Below are 26,481 nucleotides of genomic sequence, written 5' to 3'. Positions count from 1 at the left end.
AAGAATATGAGAACAACAATCGACTGCTTTATTCCTTTCTCGGGAGTAACACAAGTGCAACAAACCATAAAAGGATTACTGGAAACAGACCTTATCAATAAAATATATCTGTTGGCTACCGAAGATACTCACGAAGAGGTAAATGGTTGTGAAACAATTGTAGTGTCATCTCTTAACTCGAGTGCAGCTATGCATGCCATTGCTGCACGATCAACTGCAACATTTACACTATTATATACCAAATACACCACGCTTGAGTTTGGTCTCCATGCACTCGAAAGAATGACACGCTTATCAACAGATGCGAATGCCGGTATGGTTTATGCTGATCATTATCAAGTTTCAGGAGAGACAAAGACAAACAATCCGGTTATTGACTACCAATTCGGAAGTTTACGTGATGACTTTAACTTTGGTTCCGTACTCTTATATAAAACCGATACTTTCAAAAAAGCAGTATCAAAGATGAAAGTCGACTATCAGTTTGCCGGACTTTATGATTTGCGTCTCAAATTATCACAAACAGAAACGTTGGTGCACATCAACGAATACCTCTATTCGGAAATAGAGAATGACACGCGTAAGAGTGGCGAAAAGATATTTGATTATGTAGACCCCAAAAACAGAGGGGTACAAATTGAGATGGAAAACGCTTGTACGGAGCACCTCAAAGAAATTGGAGGTTATTTGGCACCCAAATTCAAAGACATTGAATTCAATGATGGAAACTTTGAGTACGAGGCCTCCGTTATCATCCCGGTAAGAAATCGCATCCGCACCATTGAAGATGCCATTCTATCCACCCTGAATCAAAAAACAAAATTCAAATACAATGTGATTATCATTGATAATCATTCAACAGACGGTACTACCGAAGCAATAGACAAATACAACACCGATGAACGTATAATTCATATTGTTCCCGAGCGTAAAGATCTAGGCATTGGCGGTTGCTGGAATGTGGGTGCACACCATCCCAAATGCGGTAAGTTCGCTATTCAGCTCGATAGTGATGACGTTTACAAAGACGAGAACACCATACAAAAAGTGGTTGACGCCTTTTATACTCAGAAGTGCGGCATGGTAGTGGGTACCTATATGATAACCGATTTTAATTTGAATATGATTGCTCCCGGTGTTATTGACCACAAAGAGTGGACTCCCGATAACGGACGCAACAATGCCATGCGCATCAATGGTTTAGGAGCTCCACGTGCTTTTTACACTCCGCTTTTACGCGACATAAAGATTCCGAATACCAGTTACGGGGAAGATTATGCTACTGCATTGAATATCTCGCGAAACTATCAGATAGGTCGTATCTATGATGTGCTATACTATTGCCGCCGTTGGGACGACAATTCAGATGCTTCGCTCGATGTCGTGAAAATGAATGGCCATAACACCTACAAAGACAGAATTCGCACTTGGGAATTGCAAGCACGAATTGCCTTGAATAAAAACAAATAAGCATGAAGGAAGCTGTTGAAAACTTATACAGAAAGCAGTTGAACAACTGGGAACTTGCAGCTAACAACTACAAAGCCTTAGCTTTGGTCAAAACCAAACAGGTTGATGTAGATGGCTGGAAATACTTGGTACAATTCAATCCGGCACGTATCGTTTCGTCGAGTGCAAAGATTGATCCTCAATCAATAAAAGAAAGAAAATGCTTTCTTTGCCGCGAACATTTGCCGGCACAACAAGAGGGGCTATCTTTTGGAGAACATTATACCATTCTCGTTAATCCGTTTCCCATTTTTCCGAAACACCTGACTATTCCTGATAACAGGCATCTGCCTCAACGCATTAACGGGCGCATAGGTGATATGATTGATCTGGCCAAAGAACTAGATGATTATATACTCTTCTACAATGGGCCGAAATGCGGAGCATCAGCTCCTGATCACATGCATTTCCAAGCTGGAAGCAAAGGATTTCTAACCTTGGAGTCCGAATGGAAATTCAAGAAGGCAGGAACCATCGTTGCTTATAAGGAGGCTATATTAACCTACCTGAATGACACTTCCCGCGCCACATTGGTCATTGAAAGTACACAAAGAGAGGACGCTATCACTCTTTTCGGAACGGTGTATGATGCCTTGCCTTCAACAGAAGGAGAAGAAGAACCCATGATGAATATCTTAACCTGGTACGAAGCCGGGAAATGGATTATCTGTGTATTCCCTCGAAAGAAGCATCGTCCCGCCTGCTATTTTGCAGAAGGAGAGGAAAACATCCTGCTTAGTCCGGCTTCCGTTGATATGGGTGGTGTATTTATCACTCCACTTGAGAAAGATTTTATAAAGATCACAGCAGAGAATGTGAAAGAAATCATGAAAGAGGTCAGCCTCAGCAACGAAGAGTTTCACGAAGTAAGACAATTAATAAAAGAGCGTTTATGAAAGAGCCTAAAGTACAAGTCGGCATTCTGTTCGAACCACAGATAGAGTTTATTCTAAACGGTCAATACGTGGTTAACGGTATCCATGTTACCGGACGACAAGTAGCCACCTATGACGAAAATCAGATTCTTTGGCAAGGGCGGTTGTACAACGAACTGATCTTTGAACCGACACAGGAACAAGCGTGCTCGTTCGACCTGATTGATGTAACCATTGGCATCAACTTTCATTGGGAGCGAAAAGAAGATCAACGTTTCTTAGGCGCTTTAAAACTGATTGTCGAGAATAAAAAACTCACAGGCATCAATGTCATTTCAATTGAAGACTACCTCACTAGCGTCATATCTTCTGAAATGAGCGCTACCGCCTCTTTAGAGTTGTTGAAGGCTCATGCCGTCATTTCACGCAGTTGGTTGCTAGCCCAGATACAGAAAAACAAGGAAATTACAGATACTCAGAGCTGCTACTCTGCCTTTACGGAAACAGCCGATGAACTCATCAGATGGTACGACCGCGAAGATCATACGAACTTTGATGTGTGTGCAGACGATCATTGTCAGCGGTATCAGGGGATTACCCGTGCGTCGACTGAAATCGTGCAACAATCCATCCAGGCCACTCGCGGTCAAGTATTGTTATACGGAGATAAAATATGCGATGCCCGTTTCTCCAAATGTTGCGGAGGAGCTTTCGAAGAATTTCAATACTGTTGGGAGGATGTGAACTATCCGTATTTGGTTAAGCAGCGAGACAGTAAAACCATTCAGGAGTTACCCGACCTGCGTATCGAAACGGAAGCTGAACAATGGATTCGCACCTCCCCTGAAGCCTTCTGTAACACTACAGATAAAAAGGTTCTGTCGCAGGTACTTAATAACTACGATCAGGAAACAACCGACTTTTTCCGATGGAAGGTAACCTACCAACAAGAAGAATTATCCGAACTGATAACCAAACGTTCGGGCATAGATTACGGTCAGATACTAGACCTGATTCCCATGGAACGCGGTACATCGGGACGACTTACCAAACTCAAGATCGTAGGAACCAAACGTACTCTTACCATTGGCAAAGAACTGGAAATTCGTCGTACCCTGTCCACGTCACACTTATACAGTTCAGCCTTTGTAGTCGACAAAAAACATATTGAAAATGGCGTCCCCTCCTCTTTTACATTAACAGGTGCCGGTTGGGGACATGGCGTAGGACTCTGCCAAATCGGTGCTGCTGTTATGGGAGAACAAGGATATAAATACAATGATATCTTGCTGCACTACTACATTGGTGCCAGCATTGACAAACTCTATTAACCAATGAGGATGAAAGATCGTAAAACATCACCGTGGGCATGGATTCCCACATTATATTTCGCACAAGGATTACCCTATGTAGCTGTCATGACTATCTCGGTAATCATGTATAAGAAACTGGGCATATCAAATACCGACATTGCTCTTTATACCAGTTGGCTCTATCTGCCCTGGGTCATCAAGCCCTTCTGGAGTCCATTTATCGACCTGCTTAAAACCAAACGTTGGTGGGTAGTTACCATGCAGCTCCTTGTGGGCGCCGGCTTGGCCGGTATTGCCTTAACCATACCCATGCCTAATTTCTTTCGAATCACATTAGCCGTTTTTTGGTTGGTGGCATTCAGCTCTGCCACGCATGACATAGCAGCCGACGGCTTCTATATGTTGGCATTGAATGTGAAAGACCAGGCTTTGTACGTGGGAATAAGAAGTACCTTTTACCGCATTGCTACCATTGCAGGACAAGGACTACTTATTATGCTGGCCGGCGGGCTGGAAATATGGAGCGGAAACATTAAATATGCTTGGAGCATTACCTTCTTTATTTTGGCCGGGTTATTCTTGGCATTCTCCCTTTACCATAAATACATACTTCCGGCGCCGGGTTCAGATAAATCGGTGGTTGGCCAAAACAACGCCAGCTCCATCATGGAAGGATTTATAGAGACCTTTGCTTCCTTTTTTCGGAAGAAACAGGCCGGAGTGGCCATCCTCTTCATGTTGTTTTATCGATTTCCCGAAGCACAACTTGTTAAGTTGATTAATCCGTTCCTGCTAGACCCTATTGAGAAGGGAGGTCTGGGACTTACTACTGCTGAAGTGGGACTGGTTTACGGTACCATTGGAATCATTGGTCTTACGCTGGGAGGTATTATAGGAGGCATTTGTGCCGCGAAAGGAGGACTGCAAAAATGGTTGTGGCCTATGGCATGGAGTATTTCACTTACCTGCGTTACGTTTGTGTATCTCGGTTACGTTCAGCCACAAGACCTGCTCACAATCAATATCTGCGTATTTATAGAACAGTTCGGCTACGGCTTCGGTTTCACAGCCTATATGCTCTACCTCATTTACTACTCGGACGGAGAGCACAAAACGGCACATTATGCCATTTGCACAGCCTTTATGGCATTGGGAATGATGTTGCCCGGAATGGCTGCCGGATGGTTACAAGATCACATCGGATACGAGAACTTCTTTATATGGGTCATGATTTGTTGCGCTGCCACCATCACAGTCTGCGCCTTCATTAAGATTGATCCCGATTATGGTAAAGAAGAAAGCCGAAAACAAGAAATAGAAAAATAACCAACGATTCGATATAGGATGAAAACGATCAAACTTATTTTGCTTAACACGCTTTGCTTCCTTTCACTCAGTGCGCATGCTCAGAAGATAAAGATCCGAACGGGCATTGAAGTCTTGAAAGAGCAAAAATTCAAGTGCCTTGAGGGAAAACGGGTAGGACTCATCACCAACCCCACAGGTGTTGACAACAACCTGAAATCAACCATCGACATTTTGCACGAAGCCCCCAACGTGCAACTTGTCGCCCTCTTCGGCCCTGAACACGGTGTACGCGGAGACGTACATGCCGGTGACAAAGTCGACAATTCCGCCGATGCTTCCACCGGTCTGCCCGTATATTCTCTTTACGGTAAAACCCGGAAAGCAACCCCGGACATGTTAAAAGGCATTGATGTATTGGTGTACGACATACAAGACATCGGTTGTCGGTCATTCACTTACATCAGCACAATGGGTCTGGCCATGGAAGCCGCTGCCGAAAACAACATTGAGTTTGTTGTGCTCGACAGGCCCAATCCGGTGGGAGGATTAAAGATTGAAGGTAATTTAGTTGAAGATAATTACATATCTTTTGTCAGCCAATTTAAAATTCCATACCTTTACGGTCTCACCTGCGGAGAACTGGCCCTGATGTTGAACGGTGAGAAGATGTTAAACAAACAATGCAAACTACACATCGTCAAAATGAAGAAATGGAAACGCGATATGGACTATTCGCAAACCGGTTTACAATGGATTCCATCCTCACCGCATATCCCCCACCCTCATTCCGCTATATTCTATCCTGTTAGCGGCATATTGGGAGAGCTGGGCTACCTGTCAATCGGCGTAGGTTACACCATTCCTTTCCAAATGTTTGCAGCCTCGTGGATCAAAGCCGACGAGCTAGCCGGTAAGCTCAATCAGCTTAACCTGCCCGGAGTTACCTTCAGACCTATGCACCTCAAGCCATTCTATTCCGTTGGCAAAGGCGAACACCTGCAAGGAGTACAAGTACACATTACAAACTTCCGAAAGGCCGCATTGAGTGACATACAGTTCTATGTCATGCAAGAGATAGCCACACTTTACCCGGAACACAAAGTCTTCGAACAGGCTGATAAAGGCCGGTTCGATATGTTCGACAAGGTAAGTGGAAGCAAAGAGATCAGAGAACGTTTCAGTAAAAACAATCGTTGGGAAGACGTCCGTGACTATTGGTATAAAGATGTTGAAGCCTTCCGCAAACTGTCCAAACAATACTATCTATATAAATGAGCGTTACAAAGAAATACATCGATTTCTTGCGAGACATATCCACATTCATCCCACAAGAAAGAATCTACACCGATGAACTCCGTCGGCTAGCTTGGGGAACAGACGCTGGTTTCTATCGCCTGATTCCTCAGGTGGTGATCCGTTCCGATAATGAAAAAGAAGTGTCCGAACTGCTGAAGTGCGCCAACAAGCACCTGCTTCCCGTTACTTTCCGGGCGGCAGGTACCAGTTTGTCGGGCCAGGCCATCAGCGACTCTATATTGATTGTTGCCGGAAAGCATTGGGAAAAATACACAGTCAGTCCGGACGCCACACAAATTACTTTGCAGCCGGGCATCATCGGTCAGCGAGTGAATGAAATACTCAAGCCCTACGGCCGCAAATTTTCGCCCGATCCGGCTTCGGTCAAAAGCGCCATGGTAGGTGGCATCGTCATGAACAATGCATCGGGCATGAACTGCGGTACCCATGCCAATAGCGACAAAGTACTTCATTCAGCCCGAATGGTCTTTGCTGACGGTACTATATTGAACACCGGCGATGCCGAAAGCCGACGCAACTTCACGTTGCAAAAGCCCGAGTTCATTCGCCAGATAGAATCCATGCGCGATTTAGTTCGAAACGATCATCAGCTGACCGAAAGAATTCGCTATAAATACTCCATCAAGAATGTAACGGGACTGAACCTGCTTCCCTTTATCACCTTTGATGATCCGTTTGATATCATAGCACATCTGCTGGTCGGTTCGGAAGGCACACTGGCTTTCTTATCCGAAGTAACCATGCAGACAGAATACGATTATCCGTTCAAAGCCAGTGCCATGCTCTACTTTTATGATATAAAAGAAGCATGCCGGGCCGTGGTTGCCATGAAGAAACTGACCACAGAGAACGGAGAAACAGTAGTCAAAGGTGCCGAATTGCTCGACTGCAAATCACTGGCTTCCGTAAACGACCCAACAGGCTACGGGCTCACCGCCGTGTTAACGGAAACCAAAGCCTCAACAGCCAAAGAGTTAGCAGGCAACATACAGATTGTTGAAGAAGCATTGAAAAACTTCAAGACCCATACACCGGTTCACTTTACCGACGAGGAAAGCGAGTACGCCGCATACTGGGCTATACGCGCGGGTATTTTCCCATCCGTAGGAGGAACACGTAAACCGGGAACTACCTGCTTGATTGAAGACGTGGCTTTTCACATTGAAGATTTGCCCGAAGCGACAGCCGAACTGCAACAACTTCTTGCACACCACGGTTATGATGATGCCTGCATTTACGGACATGCACTTGAAGGTAACTACCACTTTATTATCAACCAATCATTCTCCAGCGAAGCCGAAGTAGAGCGTTACGAGGCGCTCATGAATGAGGTGAAAATGCTAGTGGTCGACAAATACGACGGTTCGCTCAAAGCAGAACACGGCACGGGACGCAACATGGCTCCCTTCGTGCAATACGAATGGGGAGAAACCGCCTTTGAACTGATGCGCGCGGTGAAACAACTCTTTGATCCCAAAGGGTTGCTTAACCCCGGCGTTATCTTCAATGATGATCCGAAGTGTCACATCCGCAACTTCAAACCACTGACACTGACCAACGCACACGTAGACAAATGCATCGAGTGCGGATTTTGCGAAGTAAACTGTCTGACGTGTGGATTCACCCTATCGTCTCGTCAACGCATTGTGATTCAACGTGAAATATCACGTTTGAAAACATCTCCGGAAGTAGCCGACCAAAAGAGGTTGCTCACCTTGGAAAAGCAATACCAATACCTGGGCAACCAGACCTGTGCCGGCGACGGACTCTGTTCTTTGTCGTGCCCCATGGGCATCAACACGGGCGACCTGACACACGACCTCAGACAAGAACAGCTTCCGGCTAACAGTATGGGTTACCGTATGGGAGTCTTTGCAGCCAATCATTTCTCGGAAATAAAAAATGTGCTTCGTCCTGTGCTCACGCTGGCCGACACCGCACATGCTTTGCTGGGTAGCGGAGTTATGTCAACGCTAACGAAAAGCATGCACCATGTCATAGGCGTTCCCCAATGGACACCCGCCATGCCCAAAGCCTACAACCCCGAGAGCGTAAAGAAAGAGATCATTCAGAAAAGCACTCAGCCACAACCGGAGAATTTAAAGGTAGTGTACTTTCCCAGTTGCATTAACCAAACAATGGGATTAGCCAGAAAATCGCCCGAAGAACAGCCTTTGGTCAATAAAATGGTTTCGCTCCTGCACAAAGCCGGCTACGAAATCATCTTCCCCGACAAGATGGAGAATCTATGTTGCGGTACCATTTGGGAAAGCAAAGGCATGCCCGATGTGGCCGACAGCAAAGCAGCCGAACTGGAAACGGCATTGCTCCAAGCCAGTGAGAACGGAAAATATCCGGTATTGTGCGACCAAAGCCCCTGTTTGTATCGCATGCGTCACACCATCAAGCAACTCAGATTGTACGAGCCGGCCGAATTCATCTATACTTTTCTGCAAGACAAGTTGGAATTTAGACCAACCGACAAGCCCATTGCCTTGCACATCACCTGCTCCATGAAGAAAATGGGACTGGGCGATCAGATCACGGCATTGGCCCGTCTTTGTTCGAACAACGTGTTCATACCCGAAGAAGTGGGATGTTGTGGCTTTGCGGGCGACAAAGGTTTCACCCATCCCGAAGTAAACGCTTACGCATTGAGGAAACTAAAGCCACAAATAGAAAAAAAGCACATAGATATAGGATACTCTAACAGTCGTACCTGCGAAATCGGGCTTACTACGAATTCGGGCATCGCCTATGTATCTATTGTCTATTTGGTTGATCAGTGTACCCTTAAAAAAGAAAAGATATGAATACCAACAAAGAAAATATAACTCTGCAAAGAGACACCAAAGCATCACAGCGCCTATTAGCACTGGATGTGCTGAGAGGTATTACCATTGCCGGAATGATTCTGGTCAATAACCCCGGCAGTTGGGGCAAAATATACGCCCCCTTGAGCCATGCCGAGTGGAACGGACTTACGCCAACCGACTTAGTATTTCCCTTTTTCATGTTCATCATGGGTATCTCTACTTACATCTCATTAAAGAAATACAACTTTGAACTCAACGCACAGGCGGTTTGGAAAATACTCAAACGCACGGTCGTTATATTTGCTATCGGACTAGGCATTGCTTATTTCTCCCTTTTGTGCCGCACGCACAACCCGTTGCCTTTCGAAAACATCCGTATTCTGGGAGTCATGCAACGCCTGGCACTGAGTTACGGCGTTACCGCCATAGTGGCATTGCTAATGAGCCACAAGCACATTCCTTATCTTATTTTTGTATTGCTGGCCGGTTACTTCGGCATTTTATTCTTTGGCAACGGATACGAATACAACGAAACAAACATACTCTCGGTGGTAGATCGTGCCATACTGGGCACCAACCACATGTACAAGGACAACGGCATTGACCCCGAAGGCCTGCTGAGCACACTGCCTGCTATTGCACATGTGCTGATAGGCTTTTGTTGCGGTAAATTGCTGATGGAAGTGAAAGACATCCATGAAAAGATTGAACGGCTGTTCATTATAGGCACCGTACTTACCTTCGCAGGATTCCTGCTGAGCTACGGTTGCCCGATCAATAAAAAGATATGGTCGCCCACCTTTGTACTCACCACTTGCGGCTTGGCATCAAGCTTTCTGGCATTGCTGGTGTGGTTCATCGATGTGAAAGGCTATAAGAAATGGAGCCGTTTCTTTGAATCCTTTGGAGTTAACCCGCTTTTTATTTATGTGACAGCCGCTGTATTGTCCATTCTGTTAAGCAACATAAAGTTCCCCTATGCCGAAGACGTAATCAGTTTGCACGGCTACGCCTACACGGTGATATTGCAGCCTGCCTTGGGCGATTACGCCGGTTCGCTGGCTTTCGCCCTGCTCTTTGTGGCACTTAACTGGGTTATCGGACATGTATTGTACAAAAAGAAAATATATATAAAGATATGATATTAATAGCAGATAGTGGATCTACTAAAACCGATTGGAGTTTGGTAGATAAGGGACAGCTCGTCCAACAGGTTTACACGAAAGGAACGAATCCTTTCTTTCAGTCAGAAGAAGAAATCAGTACCGAAATTGGTGAAGTGCTCTTGCCCCAATTGGGTAACCGCACCGTAGAAGCCGTTTACTTCTACGGAGCCGGATGCGGTTTCCCCGACAAGATAGCATTGGTAACCCGGGCCATTGCCCAACACATTTCCGCACACATCGAGGTGGCAACCGACATGCTTGCTGCCGCTCGCGGACTGTGTGGTCATAATCCCGGCATTGCCTGCATCCTGGGAACAGGTTCAAACTCGTGCTACTACAACGGGAAGGACATTGTTGACAACGTTTCTCCGCTGGGCTTCATCCTAGGCGACGAAGGAAGCGGTGCCGTACTGGGCAAATTACTGGTGGGTGATGTCTTGAAGAATCAAACATCACCGGCACTGAAAGAGAAGTTTCTTTCCGAAGTGAACCTCACCCCGGGTGAAATTATCGACCGCGTGTACCGTCAACCCTTCCCCAACCGTTTCTTGGCAAGCTTGTCGCCTTTCCTGGTGGCCAACCTGCACGAACCGGAAATTCATGAACTGATATTAAACAGCTTCATGGCTTTCTTTAAACGCAACGTGATGCAGTATGACTACCGCAACAATCCGGTACACATCATCGGATCGGTGGCTTATCACTACAGAGAGATACTGACAGAAGCTGCCCAGAAAAGCGGCATCACACTAGGCACAATCATACAAAGCCCCATGGAAGGACTTATTGCATACCATCAATAATCATCAGCAGAAACAACAATGAATAATCAGAAGGAAACCAACAACGGTGCTTTCATTAAGATATCAGAGCAACCGTCACTGTACAACAACCTCGAAAAGAAGTCGGTACGCGAAATACTTGACGAGATCAATACCGAAGACCAAAAGGTGGCACTAGCCGTTCAACGTGCCATTCCGCAAATAGAGAAGCTGGTCAACCAAATTGTGCCCCGCATGAAACAAGGCGGTCGCATCTTTTACATGGGAGCAGGCACCAGCGGCCGATTAGGAGTGCTCGATGCATCGGAAATACCCCCTACATTCGGCATGCCCAACACACTCATCATCGGATTGATTGCCGGTGGTGACACCGCACTGCGCAACCCCGTAGAAAATGCCGAAGACGACATGGAGCGCGGTTGGCAGGAACTGCAAGAACGCAACATCTGCGATAAGGATACTGTGATCGGCATTGCCGCATCGGGCACCACGCCTTACGTTATCGGTGCTATGCGTGAAGCACGAAGCCACGGCATATTAACAGGATGCATCACCAGTAACCCCAACTCGCCCATGGCAGCAGAAGCCGATGTGCCTATTGAAATGGTAGTAGGACCGGAATACGTAACGGGAAGCTCGCGCATGAAATCGGGTACGGGACAGAAAATGATTCTGAACATGATTTCCACTTCGGTCATGATTCAGCTGGGTCGTGTAAAAGGCAACAAGATGGTCAACATGCAACTCAGCAACAAGAAGCTGGTTGACCGCGGTACCAAGATGATTGTTGAGGAACTCGGACTCGATTACGAGCAAGCCAAATCACTCTTGCTGATGCACGGTTCCGTTAAGAAGGCAATTGATGCCTACAAAGCCAAGTAAGTATAACCACAAATAATGAGAAGATGAGACGAACATTTTATCTGCTTGCAACCCTTTTCATAGCGTTGCAGGCAACCGCACAACCTTTGCCGCGTGTAACTCCCGAGCAGGTGGGAATGGACACACAAAGACTGAAGTACGCTGACCAAGCCATTCAAAAGGCTGTTGATAACAAAGAAATTCCCGGCGCCGTACTTGCTGTTGTGAAGGACGGTAAAATGGCTTATCTCAAAGCATACGGCAACAAGCAGGTTTACCCCAAGGTTATTGCCATGGATACCAACACCGTGTTCGACATGGCTTCGGTCAGCAAGTCCATGTCGACCGCCATTTGCGCCATGATGCTTATTGAACGTGGACAACTGCGCCTGCAAGACAAGGTTAGTCTGTACGTTCCCGGCTTCAAACCGTGGCAAGATAGTGACGGCAAGAAGACCGACATACGTGTGGCCGACCTGATGACGCACACTTCCGGCCTACCACCTTACGCACCGGTGGACTCGCTTAAAAAGAAGTACGGCGCCCCTAACCCAGACGGTGTCATTGAATACATCAGCAACTGCAAGCGCGACTTTGCACCGCGGACCGACTTTCAATACAGTTGCCTCAATTACATTACGTTGCAACGCATCATTGAAACCATTTCGGGACAAACGCTGCAACAGTTTGCCAAGGAGAATCTGTTTGATGTACTGGGAATGAAACACACCGATTACTGCCCCACGGGCGAAACATTGGCCCGCTGTGCCCCAACGGAGAAGCAAGCCGACGGAAGTGTTCTGAAAGGAATGGTTCACGATCCGCTTGCCCGTATCATGAACGGAGGCATTTCAGGCAATGCCGGCGTGTTCTCTTCGGCAGACGATGTGGCCATTTTGGCGGCCGCCCTGCTGAACGACGGCGAATATAACGGGCACCGCATACTGAGTCCGGCAGCCGTCAAAACCATGCGCACCGTACCTCGTTACGTGGCCGGACTGGGACGCACCCCTGGTTGGGATGTTTTTTCACCCTACGCCTCGAACAACGGCGATCTCTTCGGACCTAATACCTACGGACATACCGGCTACACAGGAACTTCATTGATACTTGACCCCGACAGCCACACCGCAGTTATTCTGCTTACCAACCGAGTACATCCTTCCGATAAAGGAGAAGTAGTGAGATTGCGTTCGGTGGTTGCTAATGCCGTAGCGGGAGCCATACTGAAATAGAACAAACCCTATCAAACTAAAAAAGGTATCTTTAAAAGATACCTTTTTTAGTTTGATAACAGCTGCTACCTAGTTAAGCAAGTTCGGATTAGCCTCAACAGCTTCTGTAGGGAAAGGTAAGATATACCTTGCATCATTTTTCTGCAATACAAATGATTCACCGTTGAATGTCTTTGTGATAGACGGCTGCCCAAAGAATTTCAGGTCATACCAACGGAAGCCCTGGCAAGCCAGTTCACGGAATCTTTCTTCCTGCACCCTTTGCAGAAATGCATCCTTACCCATTCCGTCTATAGAAGCAGCCTCCGTTGCATAGAAAGCAGCCTTCAGACGTTTAGACAACAGCTCTTTCAGATAAGTTTTCGCCGTTTCCTGATTACCACCCGACACCTGCGCTTCAGAAGCAGCCAAAAGGAGATAAAATTCCGAAGTGCGCATCGATACTTTATTGTCTATCTTATAACCAAGAGAGCATTTGTAATTAGAACCCGAGCGCTCAAAGTACTTGCCAAACCTCAAATCGTTTTCCTTATCAAATGCATTCAATAGATTATCCGAAATAGTAAAACGAGATTTGAGCAATGACACGAATGTTTGTTCCATCGCTAAAACATTTTCGGTCGAAGCATAGTTAACGGGAAGCAAAGCAGTAGAACTATTCATATCAACCAATGTATGGTTGATATCGTAAGCCTTTTTGGCATATTCGTGCGCCTTTTCCCAGTTACCGACATAAGCATACACACGAGCTGCAAAGCCATACGCCGAAACCTTTGAGAAGCGATAATTAAGTCCTTTGGATTGTTCATCCACATTTAATAACTTGATACCACTTTCCAGATCACTAAAAATCTGTTCGTAAACTTCACCAACGGTATTACGTTCATAGTTCTTCCAAACATCAATGGTAGTGGCCAGTGGAATGGCCTTTTTATTCAGATTGGCACTGTTATACGTATCTGCAAACAAGCTTACCAGACCAAAATGCATGTAAGCTCTCATTAAGAAAGCTTCCCCTCTTAGTTGATCAATTCCGGCTTGAGTTCCGTCTGTCGCACCTTCGGCCGACAAGATAACTTGGTTAGCGTTGAGAATTGCCTTATAATAATGTTGCCAAGAAAAGCTATTGGTATTTTGATCCGTATTGACATCATTCCATATAAAGATATTATAATAAGGAATATAATCACCCCAATCATCATAAATCAGTTGCAATTCATCACCCCTGACTGTGCTCAACGAGCGGTCAGAAGATACTGTTGAGTACGCATAAGTCATCACGTCACGGTAATCGTCCAAAGAAGTAGGTATTACTTTACCTACAGGTTTTATATCCAAATAGCTGTCACACGAAGTAAAGACGACTGCTAACAAGGATAATATATATAAATTTGTTATTTTCATACGTTCATATAATATAAGTTAGAAACTAACGTTCAATCCAAAAGTGATAGATTTAGGCATGGGCTGTGCATAAATGTTCCCCACGGTTTCGGGATCAAAATAGCCCGAGTAATTAGTAGCAATTACAAACGGATTTCTTGATTCGATATTAACCTTAGCCGATGCTATGCCTAGCTTAGCCAATGCACTTTTCGGTATATCATACGCCAATCGAATGCTGTTAACACGCAAATAGCTGACCTCTTTGTACCAAATATCCAAATCACGGAATACGTTATTGGCCAACACATAACCCGTGTTGAACGCCATATAATCGCCCATGCGCGAACCACCTTCCGTGTATGCACCAATCATGCGCGGATAGGTGCCCGAAGTGTTATCGGGAGTCCATACCTGACTCATTTTCTTTGAACGGTTTACTCCGCGATCCATTTCAATCAAGTCATAGAAAGGTTCTGTTTTTACCCACTGTCCCAAGTTAAATGCACAAGAAACATTCAAGGTAAATCTGCCTAGCTCAAAGTTATTAATCAAACCGCCCGATAGTTTAGGGTCCGTATTGCCTACGTGGGTATACAATCCTCGTATCTGTTCATTAGTCAATGTACTTTGATACATACCCCATCCACTTGGGTCTTCTAAGCCGAAGAACTCTGTCGCCGTAACCTTTTGGTCACCCTTTTGGAAAAGCGGATACCCTTGCTCATCCAATCCGGCCGTTTTAAATGCAAATAAAGCATTGACTGAGTAGCCTTTGAGTGAAGGAGTAACCTGATTATTAGGAACATGAATTTCGTCAACCTTATTCAGGTTCTTCGAAACATTAATAGTCGTATTCCATTTGAAAGAAGGAGTCTGAATGTTACGAGTTACCAAATTCAACTCGAAGCCTTTGTTGGTCAACGCAGCAAAGTTAGTCGTTACAGTACTCATACCATTCTCTAATGGAACCGTACGTACTCCAATCAAGTCTGTTGATTTACGGTGATAGAAGTCTGCACTAAAGTAAATACGGTTATTAAGCATAGCTATGTCAAACCCAGTGTTCCATGTGGCCGTCTTCTCCCAACGTAAACGATCATTGGGTAAATTAGTGGGCACAATAGTCGCCTCTGTTTGTCCAGGTAACAAAGTCGCCGTTTTGCGCTCACCAATTATATATCTGGAAGTACCTTTGTCAATGTTGCCTTGCAACCCGTATGAGATTCTCAATTTCAAATCATTTAACCAAGAAGCTTCTTTTAAGAAAGACTCCTCCTTCACTCTCCATGCGGCAGAGGCAGCCCAAAGAGGTAGGTAACGATACTTAGGATCCACACCAAAAAGATCAGAACCGTCTATACGCGCACTACCAAAGAACGTATACTTCTTATTAAAGGTATACCCTAATGTAGCAAAGAAAGAAGCAAATGCATTTTCAATATACGTTTTTCTGAACAGAGGGAAAGTCGATGCATACGAAGCATCGGGAAATATAATGGTTTCAGTCGTTAAGGTTTCCTTGTTAAAACCGTATCCAGCCGAGAACACACCCTCTTCCTTTGTGCGTCTCAACTCGTTTCCTATCATGAAGTCAAACTCATGCTTATCGGCCAATGACAAATTGTATTCCAACACGGTTTTAAGATTCCATTGTGAAAATGAGTTTTTCCACTCTTTAATCACACCACCTTCGGGGATAAAGAAAGAATTGCCTACCTCACTCATGGCTCTTTCGCGCCGTGCGAAGTAACTGTTCTTGCCTCCATACTGCTCTGTATCCTTATGGTCACGTTGTAACCCCAACTGAGAGCGAAGTGTTAGTTTCGGTAGAATTTTCCAATCGACATCAAACACCGCATTCAACGATTGAGTCTTTAGTACATTCGAGGTATTATTTCTTTCCTCAATGATATTGTAGTTTATGGTATTACCATTATACAAAGGCACATCGGGGTCATACACATAATTGCCACCTTCATCGTAAATAGACAGATAAGGATTGGCATTCCTTGAGTATCTTGACGGATTTGTTATCGAACCTGTACCGGTAAGGTAAGACTTCTGCTTACGCTCGCTCGAATAGAGTGCAACGCCCAATTTAAAGTTATCCCACAACTTATAATCACCCTTGAGGGTAAAGTTAAGCCTGTTGAGCGAAGCGCCCACCGTAGCACCCAGTTCATCATAATAACCGGCTGAGAAATAGTAAGTAGAACGCTCGGTACCTCCGTTAATGTTAACACTATAATCTTGATTTACTGCTGTACGATACAGTTCATCTCCCCAGTTGGTATTAACACTTCTCAACCGGCTTATTTCACTTTGTACTTCTTGCGGCAGGGCTTGCACACCGCCTCCGCGATAAGTGTCCCACAAATTGTTTGCTTCAAACAAGCGGCCGATGGCACCTTTCTTTGTTACATAGTTATACGAGTCCAAGTCATCATACTTAGCCATCATCAGCTCCATGTCAATTTTCTCCGAAGCATTCATCAAATTGAGCTTATCCATATTGGGACGAGTCACAAAAGACAGCTTAGAAGAGAACAGCACCAACGGTTTGCCCTCTTTCCCTTTTTTCGTTGTAATAAGGATAACCCCATTGGCTGCTCTAGCTCCATAAATAGCCGTAGCAGCAGCATCTTTCAATATAGTAATGTCTTCAATATCCGAAGGATTGATGCCCGCAATAGATGAAGAGAACAACTCATCGACATTGGTGTCGCTCATATCGGGCAAGTCAGTACCTTCCAAAGGCATGCCGTCGAGCACCCAAAGTGGGTCTTGCGTTCCATTGAGTGATGCCGTACCACGAATACGAATCTTAGCCGGAGCACCCGGGGCACCGCTAACAGCAGTAGTCTGCACACCGGCAACCTGTCCACTCAACATCATATCGACACTAGACACGCCCGCTTGCAAGATGCTTGCTGCCTTCACATTTGATACGGCAGAGGTCAGCTTCCTCTTTTCAATCTTTTGATATCCTGTTACCACCACTTCGCCTAAAGTACTTTCGGCTTCCTGCAAAGTAACCGTAACGAAAGATTTATTCTTTATATTGACTTGTTGTGCTTCATACCCGATGAAGCTGCAAGTTAACCGTTCCACTCCTTTCGGCACCGAAAAAGAGAAAACACCATTTATATCAGTAGTAGTTCCCAAACTGTAATTGGCCACTACTCCTTCAATAGACATCTTCTCGCCGATTGTGCCTTTCTCCACATACACAGATGCTCCGGGTAGCGGACTGCCATCTGCGGCTACAACTTTTCCTTTAATCTGGATTGTTTCCTGCGCAAACAACATTGCAGGAAGCAAACAAAGGAATAATAATACTTTTAATCTCATTACCTAACTTTTTACGCTTTTTACTTATACTAATTCTCTCTATCTCAATGATTTGTCGATACGCAGCAGCATATCTTCATAATGATATTTTGTTGCCTGGTCGGCACTGTTCTTCTTTCCTTTCAGCAGTTGCTCGATGCGAAGCAACACCCCGCGTTTCACAGAAACAGCTTCAGAGGCCCGTTGCGGACCCGAGAAGATTTGCTCCGAAGCAAAATTCGTATCGGCACTTGCCAGGCCTTTCTTCTCTTTGCTTACCTCGTTCCTGTCGGCCGCAATAATCAGTGCATCGATAAATGCCTTTTGCGTGGCCCTTTGTTCTATAGTCAACGAACGACCGGTCATTGTATCTGCAAATATAGCATTGAACAAATCATCCATCATTTCAGTTGCGGAATACGCCTTCTTACCATTTTGTACTTCATTGGCAATCATTCGATCCATGCGGTCGTTATTCAAAAGATCCCAAAAGATATACGACTGAATGTTTTTGTACGTGGCAAAAGGACTGTACTCACGATATCCGGTAGGCGCTTCTTTAACGGGATAAACATAGTTATACACCTCATTCTTAAACAACCATTCGGGGAAAGTGACCACTTGATCTATCAGGAACTTCACCGATTTCTTTTGCATCGACTTGGGAACAAAAACATAACTCTGTGCGGCTTCTCCGTAAACGGTATTGTTGAGGTATATGCCGCCCACATTGGTTAGTACATGATAAGCATACATGTTCCACTGACCGATGATATCGTTTACCAATTTGCCAGCGTTGAGGTAATCATCTCCTTCACGCGTGGTCCAATCGAGTACAAGAGGCATGATGCGCTTTAAGTTCATGATACCATATTCGCTTGCTTTTACGGCATCATCGCCCAAGTCTTCACTTTGCGCTCTGGGGTCAACACCCGTTCGCATGTCTTGCTGAGGCAAGTAATGACAGTTGGGGTTTTCGTAAGCCTTGGCTACCATTTTCTTCAAAGTGCTCAATTCTTTGTGAGCATCTTCTTCGGGATAATAACGATACGCCCATTCAATGGCAAACTTGTCGTACTCACCAATCTTGGGTGTGATAGACTTTACATGATCGCCCGGCTGTGCCACATAATTGAACCGCGCATAATCCATGATGGAAGGAGCGGTAGCCATGTGAGCACAAAAGTGTTCGGAGCGCAACGAGTCGACCGGATACGCAAAAGAGGCGCCCATGTTATGTTTTAAGCCCAAGGTATGACCTATTTCGTGAGAAGAAATAAAACGAATGGCTTCGCCCATGTGTTCATCACTAAACTTGTTGCCTCTTGATTTGCTATCGACACTTCCTGTTTGCACACGCATCCAGGCATGAACGGCCGACATGACATTGTGCCACCAAATAACATCCGATTCCAGAATCTCTCCCGAACGCGGGTCATAAACAGACGGTCCCATGGCATTGGCCCTGTCGGATGCAACGTAAGTCACCACCGAATAGCGCACATCATCAATATCGAAATCTTTATCGTCGGCACTCACTTCTTTGGCTTGTATGGCGTTCTTAAATCCGGCCTTTTCAAATGTAGCCTGCCAGTCATTGATTCCTTCCATGATGTACTGACGCCATTGTTTAGGAGTGGCGGGATCAATATAAAACACAATCGGTTTGACCGGTTCGGTGAGTTCACCACGCAGATAAGCTTCCTTGTCCTTGGGTTCCAAACGCCAGCGGGTTACCACATTTCTCTTTTCTAATTCGTGTTGTTGGTCATTGAAGTACCAGCGAGGCGTGGTGAAGTATCCTACGCGCGTGTCTTCAAAGCGAGGAGTCATGGGCTGCTCCGGCAATAATACCAGATTAGACGTGACCTCAACCGTTAAGTTCGCTTCCGTTTGTGCTCCGGGAATGCGGGTTGTTTGCAATGCCTTGACCACAATGTTATGCGGAAAACTTTTGGCCGACGTCACGTATGAGTAATCACCGATGGGTGAACTGCCCAAACCCGTCATACCAAATACATTGTTAAAGCTGGTTTTTGTTCCGTCGTACACCTTATTGACTTTAACCAGAACCGCAGTACTGTCGGCATTATAGGCTTCAATGTCAAATGATTCCAGAATGGACTTGGCAAAGTTGCTGGTCACACTCTCTTGTATGTACGATGAAGCAGGCACAGAGACAAACGGTTTGTATTGCAGTGCATATACCTTTTTCTGTTCCTTATTAATTTGAAACTGAATGACCAGGTTCTCGTAGTTCATTCCTTTATTAATACCTGCATCATTGAAGTTTGCCGGAACCTGAGAAATCTTGTTGACTATCAGGAAGTCGCGCTTGGTAAGGCTATCGGGTATGAGGAAATAATAATCTTTGTTCTTCTTGTACACAGAGAAAACGCCTTTATCACAAGCCGCACTATCTACAAGCTGATTAAACTTGCTAACCTTTTCAACCTTTTCAGGTTTCTCTTTTTTTTTCTTTTTTCCAAAAATAGGAATCGTTGCGTTGGCACTAACGGAGCAAAGCAATAATCCTACTATCAATAAATGCTTCATAAAACGTAACTTTTCCGCAAAAATGGCAGAAAAGATTATTATATAAAAGAAATATGTAATGAGTTGGGCAATATGAGTAGTGAAGTTGATATTTTAAAGAATCTATTCCATTATAAGCAGCGGTATTTTTGCCACATACGTGCCGTTAATGACACCAAAATGAAGCTGCCTGTCGGTGAGGAACGAATATCTTTTAATCAGGTTCTCAATACCTTTACCCGAATTTTCAGCGTCTGATGAAACTCTGGGACTATAATTATTCTCAACAACAAGCATATCGTTTTCTACGAAGATACGAATAAATAAGGGTTCGCTGTCGGATATCCGGGTATGTTTGATGCAGTTTTCAACGAGCAGTTGCAAGGAAAGCGGAGGAACGCGCCTTTGCAGGTAATCATCGGGAATGATAATTTCTGTTTGGAGCTTCTTGTCAAAACGAATCTTTTGCAGACTGATGTAGTTACGGGTAAAGACCAATTCATCATCTAGCGCCACTAAATTCTGGTTTTCTTGCTTCAACAGGTAACGGTACAGGTTAGACAAGTTAATGGCAAAGTCTTTTGCCACATCCGGATTGAGGCCAACCAATACCCTGAGACTGCTGAGTGAATTGAACAAAAAGTGAGGATTCAGTCCGCTCTTCAACCGTTCCAGTTCGGTGGTCACCATCATTTGTTTACGCTTCTCGTCTTTCAGCAACAGGTTTAGGTTTTGCTGCTCTATTTCCTGGCGGCGGACGAACTCTTTTCGCCAACGAATAACGCCTAGGCTGAACACGGCTATGAAAGAGAACATGGCCAGCAGGGAAATGATGAAAAAGTTCATGCCGGTTTTGCGGAACGATTCACTGAGTCCGATGTTGGGCATGCTGGCGGTAAACACCCACCGTTGTCCGCTTACTTGCTGCGGATGATAATAGCGACTCACAGGAATATTCAGATAATCGGAATGTATTTTTTCAACGAACCGGTTGCCCGATGCTGCCAGACGCTCGTTCATCAAGTCTTGTTCGCCCAGAGAAGTGCCAATCTTATGTTCGTCGGGATGATACAGGTACACACCTCCGCAAGTGATGGTGACGTATGCATAATTGAGCCCCTCCATGCCGGCAATGCGTTGATGAAAACCCATAAGATCAACAGTCAGGCAGAGCTTTCCGTACGGATAAAAGGGCAAAGAGTAAGTTAATGTTCCGCCGCCTTTTCGGAGTTGATAGGTTCTGTGTACCGCAGAACTATCGGCGGGACTGCCGTTGAACGGTTCCACATACAAGGCACAAATGGAAGAATCACGTTGATGCATTTGTTCAAAAACAGCTTCCAACTTACTTCTTTGATCGGTGTTTAAGACAGATTGTACCGAACGTAGCTGTTCTTCATAACCGTTGAGCAGGCTGGTTATCAGATACACATTGTTGATTGCCACGTCTTCCGTAATGGCATTGACCCTATCAACTGTCTCCTTCTCAATGAGGTTATTGACATACCATATTGCAGTAAAGAACAAAAGCAGAACCAGTATGCTGATTCTGAAGTGAATACTTTTAAAGACCCCTTCGGTTACCTTACCAACCATTTCTTGAATTCTTTTACTTTGTCGGCGCTGACAATGATTTCTTCTTCAGCCTGAGGTATCAGCTTCACCTTCACTCTGCTTTTTGAGTAATGCGTAAAGTAAGCCACACTCGAGAAGTTGACGATGTATTTCCTATTTAGCCGGAAAAACATACGCGTATCAAGTTCTTCTTCAAGCTTATAGAGAGTACCGTCGCAGAAGTATTTATCACCTTTACGGTCAACGGCATACAGATACCTGCCGTTAGCCAGGAAATAAGCTATTTCATCCACATTCATAGCCATCTGCGCTTTGCCGGTGCTAAGCATAATGCGACTGATGGGTGCTTTTTCTTCCCCCGTAGGTTTGCCCAAATAATTGAGTAAGTTATCGAGGTCGGCCCGAAAGAGGCTACGCATTTGTTTGTATTTAAGCAGTGCTTTCCGGAGGTCTTCCTCATCAATGGGTTTCAGCAGGTAGCCTATGCTGTTCACCTCAAAGGCTTTGATGGCATAGTGATCGTAAGCTGTGGTAAATATAACGGGGCACTTTACTTCTACCCGGTCGAAAATAGAAAAAGAAAGCCCGTCACTCAAATGTACATCCAGAAACATCAGGTCGCACTCATGATGCTGTAACCATTCCACGGTCGACAAGATGCTATCCGTTCGGCCGGCAATTTCTATTTCTTTATCCAGACTAGCCAGCCTATCGGCCAATTCCAAGGCCAACAAGTATTCATCTTCAACTATTAACACCCTCATAGCAGTCATTCTTTAGACAACAACACTCTAGATGGGGCGCAAGTTAAGAATAATTCTTTGTGCAACCAAATTAGTGCCGGTTTCTGTGATGCAGAACACCGGCTCAGTATCCGGCTTATCGCCCAATAGCAAACCCAATCCCCACACTCACATTCAAGGCGCGGCCGCCGGTAATGGTCTTATAAGAGAGACGTTCCGTCTCTACATCGTTGTCCATTCGCACCAGTTCCCCGCTTGATTTCTGCAAAGGCTGCACGAAGTTGGTGCTGAGAAACAAGTACTTGCGTGAGGAAAAATAGTAATTGGCCGATACGCCCATGTTCAATGTCAACGATGAAGCCCGTTGTTTGTACTCCACGGTATGGAGAACCTCATCGGAGCCGGTAGAACTTTTAATAAACCCCCTGTCGCGCAAATGATACACGTAACCCACACCGAAAGAAGGATATATTCTCCATTTCTGTTGTTCAAAGCGGTAGACTAAACCGGCATCAACAGAGGGACGCATAATAGAAACCGGCCAGAAGAGAGCATCAGCAAGATTCTCGGTAAAACTGCCTAGAAAGCCCTGATCCACGGCCTCAGCCTGTTTGTCTTTATAGAAGTTCATTTGTATATTGGCATACCACCCTACTCTTTTCGAGAACAGATGCGTGAACTTAATGCCCAACAGAGGTGCCACATCGGGGCGGGTACCTAATAAACCGGCATTGGGACTGGAGCCGGAATGACTCAAATCAAAATTGGCGCCGGCGTATAAATCAATAAGCGCATACTTACTATAAGGCTTTAATTCATTGTTTATACTAATAAATTTGTTTTGTGAATAACTCAATGCGGAAGTTAGCAACAGAGAAACAAGTAGTAATTTAGTCTTCATGGTTTATTAAATTTAGTCAATCATAAGAATAGCCGGTTAAGTCCGGTTGAGAATACAAAAGTAATAAAAATAATGGGTTAAATACTTGACTTTGGTAATATAATGTATTATCTTTGTCAAAGTAATCCTATAGTACATTCAAATTAATATAGGGGTAAAGGCAGGAGTTCCAACTCTTGCCTTTTTTGTTTTCTGTCGGTTCAATTTCTCACTGAGACGGTAGCTCATGCCGGTTTGCACGGTAGCAAATGGTCCGCGACAAACCGTCTCTTGGCCGTAAGACGGTTGCTCATGCCCCAAAAGACGGTTTCTCTTTTCAAATTGCTCGTTATCTTTTTCAAATCGGCCGTTATGTTTTTCAAAAAGTTGGTTATGTTTTGCTCAACTTTTGCCGATGGGTAGTGGAGGTCTCTTCGTTCGTTAATAATATATAAACCTGCTCTTGACAAGAATCCACTGAAAAGCGTGTGTGAGTAAGGTTATTTCCATGAAACGGTAGTCAGAGAATCTCCGGTTCGCAAAGGTACTTACCAAAAAAGGCCGCCCGAAGGCAGCCTTTAGCATATAATCAAAAGAATTATTTCTTTATGATACTGACCAAATTAAGATCAAAGATCAACGTCGAATAAGCGGGAGCAGCGCTCACTGAAGAGCCGTATCCTTGCTGCCAGGGAATATAAATCTCCCAACGCTCACCAACCTTCATGCGTTGCAGTACTTCGGTCCAGCCGGCTACCACACCGTTAACGAAAAACGTCGTTGGCGATTCAAACGCGTTAGGCTCTTCTCCTTCAAAGTTCTTATCGAACACATCCAGCGACTGATAGAGTTTGGTATAGTAACGCGGAGTTGTTGCGGCACCAAACACGGCTTCGTTAATCAACATACCTCTATAAAATGCAGTTACCGAGTCAGTGTAAAGCGGGGTTTCACCACTGGTTACCGTCTTCAGCTTTTTGGCATAAATAGGATAGTTCTTCTCTGCATAAGGAATGATCTGAATTAACTCAGGATCCGTCTTTGCATCATACACTCTCTTTAATGAATCAATGAAAGCCTCGTTACGATTGCGCCAATCAGCGTACTTATTCACTTCCTCTGTTTCATCACAGGAAGTAAACAGCAGCAAGCATTGGGTGAACAGCAGGCTCAACAGAATATATTTCTTCATTTAAATTAAGGTTTTAAGTAGCGTAGTAAGACTTACGCGGTCTGCAATAATATTGTTTAGTTCCGAGATAGCAACTCTTTCCTGCTGCATGGTATCTCTGTTACGCAATGTAACACAGTTGTCTTCCAGTGTCTGGTGGTCAATGGTCACACAGTAAGGTGTACCAATGGCGTCTTGGCGTCTGTAACGTTTACCAATACTGTCTTTTTCGTCATACTGACAGTTGAAGTGGAACTTCAGCTCGTCAATGATTTCGCGTGCTTTCTCGGGCAATCCGTCTTTCTTAACCAAAGGCATCACAGCCAGTTTCACCGGTGCAAGTGCGGCAGGCAGTTTCAAAACAACGCGGCTTTCACCGTTTTCGAGTTGCTCTTCGCAGTAAGAAGCCGACATGATGCTGAGGAACATACGGTCAACACCAATCGATGTTTCAATAACATACGGAGTATATGACTCGTTCAGTTCGGGATCGAAGTACTTGATGCTCTTTCCGCAATACTTCTCGTGCTGGCTCAGGTCAAAGTTTGTTCTGGAATGGATTCCTTCCACTTCTTTGAAACCAAAGGGCATTAAGAACTCAATGTCTGTTGCCGCATTGGCGTAATGGGCCAATTTATCGTGATCGTGGTAACGGTATTGTGAATCGCCGAAGCCTAGCGCTTTGTGCCATTTCAAACGAATGGCTTTCCACTTGGCAAACCAATCCAGTTCTTCACCGGGGCGAACAAAGAATTGCATCTCCATCTGTTCGAACTCGCGCATGCGGAAAATGAACTGACGGGCTACAATCTCATTACGGAAGGCTTTACCGATCTGTGCAATACCGAAAGGAATCTTCATACGACCTGTCTTCTGCACATTGAGGTAGTTAACAAAAATACCTTGCGCCGTTTCCGGACGAAGATATACTTTCATCGCTCCATCCGAAGTAGAACCCATCTCGGTAGAGAACATCAGGTTGAACTGACGAACTTCCGTCCAGTTCTTTGTGCCCGAAATGGGACAAACGATTTCTTCGTCAATGATGATCTGACGTAATTCTTCGAGGTTACCGTCGTTCAACGCTTGGGCAAAGCGCGTGTGCAAAGCGTCACGTTTAGCATGATGCTCAAGCACGCGGCCGTTGGTCGTGCGGAACTGCTCCTCGTCAAACGATTCGCCGAACTTCTTAGCGGCTTTGGCTACCTCTTTGTTGATTTTATCATCGTATTTGGCAAGTTGGTCTTCAATCAGTACATCGGCACGATAACGTTTCTTGGAGTCTTTGTTGTCAATCAACGGATCGTTAAATGCATCAACGTGGCCCGAAGCTTTCCAGATAGTTGGGTGCATAAAGATAGCAGAATCAATGCCCACAATGTTTTCATGCAACAAGACCATACTGTCCCACCAGTACTTCTTGATATTGTTCTTTAACTCAACTCCCATCTGACCGTAATCATACACCGCACCAAGCCCGTCATAGATGTCGCTTGAGGGGAATACAAAACCATACTCTTTACAGTGTGATACTAATTTCTTAAAAACATCTTCCTGTGCCATCTTTCTGTTTACAATTTATGCGTTTACTTTTAATCTTCTGTGCATTTACCCGTTACAGGTTACTGAAATAAAGTGCAAAGTAAATGATTTTTTTCAATTAAATTCGTATTTTTGCC

At 44.9% G+C, this 26,481-nt stretch carries 17 protein-coding genes and 1 pseudogene; 10 read left to right on the top strand and 8 right to left on the bottom strand.

Annotated features, from left to right (window positions below):
- Nucleotides 1–6 precede the first annotated feature (6 nt).
- The 10 genes and pseudogenes from C511_RS0102060 to C511_RS16005 form a co-directional block, all read left to right on the top strand.
- A complete protein-coding gene (locus C511_RS0102060; protein ID WP_024995324.1) occupies nucleotides 7–1,470 on the top strand; it encodes a glycosyltransferase family 2 protein in 1,464 nt (487 codons plus the stop codon).
- Nucleotides 1,471–1,472: 2 nt separating this feature from the next.
- Nucleotides 1,473–2,405 (top strand): DUF4922 domain-containing protein, encoded by a 933-nt coding sequence (locus C511_RS0102055; RefSeq protein ID WP_024995325.1) that lies wholly within the window; start codon nucleotides 1,473–1,475, stop codon nucleotides 2,403–2,405.
- A complete protein-coding gene (locus C511_RS0102050; protein WP_024995326.1) occupies nucleotides 2,402–3,715 on the top strand; it encodes a SpoIID/LytB domain-containing protein in 1,314 nt (437 codons plus the stop codon). The genes C511_RS0102055 and C511_RS0102050 overlap by 4 nt, the downstream gene beginning before the upstream one ends.
- 9 nt (nucleotides 3,716–3,724) lie before the next feature.
- On the top strand, nucleotides 3,725–5,023 hold the full coding sequence (locus C511_RS0102045; protein ID WP_027317715.1) for an MFS transporter: 1,299 nt from the start codon (nucleotides 3,725–3,727) through the stop codon (nucleotides 5,021–5,023).
- Nucleotides 5,024–5,041: 18 nt separating this feature from the next.
- On the top strand, nucleotides 5,042–6,280 hold the full coding sequence (locus C511_RS0102040; protein ID WP_027317714.1) for an exo-beta-N-acetylmuramidase NamZ family protein: 1,239 nt from the start codon (nucleotides 5,042–5,044) through the stop codon (nucleotides 6,278–6,280).
- The gene (locus C511_RS0102035; RefSeq protein WP_027317713.1) at nucleotides 6,277–9,135 is read left to right on the top strand and encodes an FAD-binding and (Fe-S)-binding domain-containing protein; all 2,859 of its coding nucleotides are present in this window, start codon (nucleotides 6,277–6,279) and stop codon (nucleotides 9,133–9,135) included. Before C511_RS0102040 ends, C511_RS0102035 begins: the two co-directional genes overlap by 4 nt.
- Complete coding sequence (locus C511_RS0102030; protein ID WP_024995327.1) at nucleotides 9,132–10,280, top strand: acyltransferase family protein; 1,149 nt, start codon at nucleotides 9,132–9,134, stop codon at nucleotides 10,278–10,280. Before C511_RS0102035 ends, C511_RS0102030 begins: the two co-directional genes overlap by 4 nt.
- A complete protein-coding gene (locus C511_RS0102025; protein WP_024995328.1) occupies nucleotides 10,277–11,107 on the top strand; it encodes a BadF/BadG/BcrA/BcrD ATPase family protein in 831 nt (276 codons plus the stop codon). The genes C511_RS0102030 and C511_RS0102025 overlap by 4 nt, the downstream gene beginning before the upstream one ends.
- Before the next feature lie 18 nt (nucleotides 11,108–11,125).
- Nucleotides 11,126–11,968, top strand: coding sequence for an N-acetylmuramic acid 6-phosphate etherase (gene murQ / locus C511_RS0102020; protein WP_024995329.1), 843 nt, complete (start codon nucleotides 11,126–11,128; stop codon nucleotides 11,966–11,968).
- Between the two features lie 23 nt (nucleotides 11,969–11,991).
- Nucleotides 11,992–13,173: pseudogene (locus C511_RS16005) on the top strand (serine hydrolase domain-containing protein); the annotation flags it as partial.
- A 78-nt stretch (nucleotides 13,174–13,251) separates the two neighbouring features.
- Here the strand turns inward: C511_RS16005 and C511_RS0102010 are convergent.
- From C511_RS0102010 to C511_RS0101970, 8 genes are all read right to left on the bottom strand, one after another.
- Complete coding sequence (locus C511_RS0102010) at nucleotides 13,252–14,586, bottom strand: RagB/SusD family nutrient uptake outer membrane protein (protein ID WP_027317711.1); 1,335 nt, start codon at nucleotides 14,584–14,586, stop codon at nucleotides 13,252–13,254.
- A gap of 18 nt (nucleotides 14,587–14,604) precedes the next feature.
- On the bottom strand, nucleotides 14,605–17,919 hold the full coding sequence (locus C511_RS0102005; protein ID WP_027317710.1) for a SusC/RagA family TonB-linked outer membrane protein: 3,315 nt from the start codon (nucleotides 17,917–17,919) through the stop codon (nucleotides 14,605–14,607).
- 39 nt (nucleotides 17,920–17,958) lie between these two features.
- A complete protein-coding gene (locus C511_RS0102000) occupies nucleotides 17,959–20,454 on the bottom strand; it encodes a zinc-dependent metalloprotease (protein WP_024995331.1) in 2,496 nt (831 codons plus the stop codon).
- A gap of 102 nt (nucleotides 20,455–20,556) precedes the next feature.
- Complete coding sequence (locus tag C511_RS17135; protein WP_051260429.1) at nucleotides 20,557–22,029, bottom strand: sensor histidine kinase; 1,473 nt, start codon at nucleotides 22,027–22,029, stop codon at nucleotides 20,557–20,559.
- Entirely contained in the window at nucleotides 22,014–22,772 is a 759-nt protein-coding gene (locus C511_RS0101990; RefSeq protein WP_024995334.1) for a LytR/AlgR family response regulator transcription factor, read from the bottom strand. Before C511_RS0101990 ends, C511_RS17135 begins: the two co-directional genes overlap by 16 nt.
- 115 nt (nucleotides 22,773–22,887) lie before the next feature.
- Complete coding sequence (locus C511_RS0101985; RefSeq protein WP_027317709.1) at nucleotides 22,888–23,652, bottom strand: hypothetical protein; 765 nt, start codon at nucleotides 23,650–23,652, stop codon at nucleotides 22,888–22,890.
- Nucleotides 23,653–24,229: 577 nt separating this feature from the next.
- Nucleotides 24,230–24,823, bottom strand: a complete 594-nt coding sequence (locus C511_RS0101975; RefSeq protein WP_024995338.1) for an FKBP-type peptidyl-prolyl cis-trans isomerase — start codon at nucleotides 24,821–24,823, stop codon at nucleotides 24,230–24,232.
- Entirely contained in the window at nucleotides 24,824–26,365 is a 1,542-nt protein-coding gene (locus C511_RS0101970; RefSeq protein WP_024995339.1) for a glycine--tRNA ligase, read from the bottom strand.
- Between the last annotated feature and the right edge of the window lie 116 nt (nucleotides 26,366–26,481).

Source organism: Bacteroides graminisolvens DSM 19988 = JCM 15093 (assembly GCF_000428125.1).
Taxonomy (GTDB): Bacteria; Bacteroidota; Bacteroidia; order Bacteroidales; family Bacteroidaceae; genus Bacteroides; species Bacteroides graminisolvens.
Note: the sequence above shows the minus strand (reverse complement) of the source record. Positions and strands in the feature narration are given on the sequence as shown.